Origin of the sequence: Clostridium tepidiprofundi DSM 19306 (assembly GCF_001594005.1) — a bacterium.
Classification (GTDB): Bacteria; Bacillota; Clostridia; order Clostridiales; family Clostridiaceae; genus Clostridium_AC; species Clostridium_AC tepidiprofundi.
The window spans coordinates 1-814 of record NZ_LTBA01000137.1; the positions used below are offsets into that span (position 1 = coordinate 1).

At 27.8% G+C, this 814-nt stretch carries 2 protein-coding genes; both read right to left on the bottom strand.

What is annotated here, in order from left to right; all coding sequences use genetic code 11:
• Positions 1–436 (bottom strand): RNA-guided endonuclease InsQ/TnpB family protein (locus tag CLTEP_RS14065; RefSeq protein WP_153016365.1); only part of this gene is annotated, 436 nt, incomplete at its 3' end.
• Positions 414–814 (bottom strand): IS607 family transposase (locus CLTEP_RS14070; protein ID WP_153016366.1); only part of this gene is annotated, 401 nt, incomplete at its 5' end. The genes CLTEP_RS14065 and CLTEP_RS14070, both read right to left, overlap by 23 nt.

Here is an 814-nt window from a genome sequence, read left to right on the forward strand (position 1 = left end):
TGTATTTTACATTCATTGGTATTTGTTCTGCTGTTTTTATCCAACCTACTTTTTCAATAAGAACTAATTTAGGTTTGACTTTTAGTTTTATATTGTCATTATAAAATGATGGTTTGCTTTTTCTTCTACTTTTAAATTTTGGCTTATCTACCAATCCTTTAAAAAATCTTTTATACGCATTACAACCGTCTTTTACAGCTTGTTTTGCTACATTGTTAGATACCTCATTAAGCCATTTATATTCTTCTGTTTTCTTCATCAAAGTAATTTCTTTTCTTAAATCACCATCTTTAATAAACTTCCCACCATTTTTGTAATTATATTCTTGCCTTGCAAGTGTCCAATTATATATAAATCTTGCAGTTCCAACTGATTGCCATAGCTTTTGTTCCTGTTCTGCACTTGGAATAATTCTAATCTTCTTTGACAGTATCATCCTTCAATAACTCCTTAATCATTTTTTTAGCTTTATTTGCTTTTTTACCTTGAAGTCTACAACTAAAAACGGTAACAATCTGAACTAAATCCTCAACTAATTCCTGTTCTTCGGCCTTTTCTGTATTATCTATGATTTCAATAGTAGTTCCATATTTATTACATAAATTTTCTATAAGTTCATATCCAAATCTAATTAACCTGTCCTTATACAAAACTACTATTTTATCAACTTCTGAATTAGTTATCATGTCTATTAATTGATTTAATCCTTTTTTATTGTAGTTAATTCCACTTCCAATATCAGTAATAATTTCAAACTGATAACCTTTAGCGTACATGTATGTTTTAACATTTTCAATTTGTCTTTCAAGGTCAT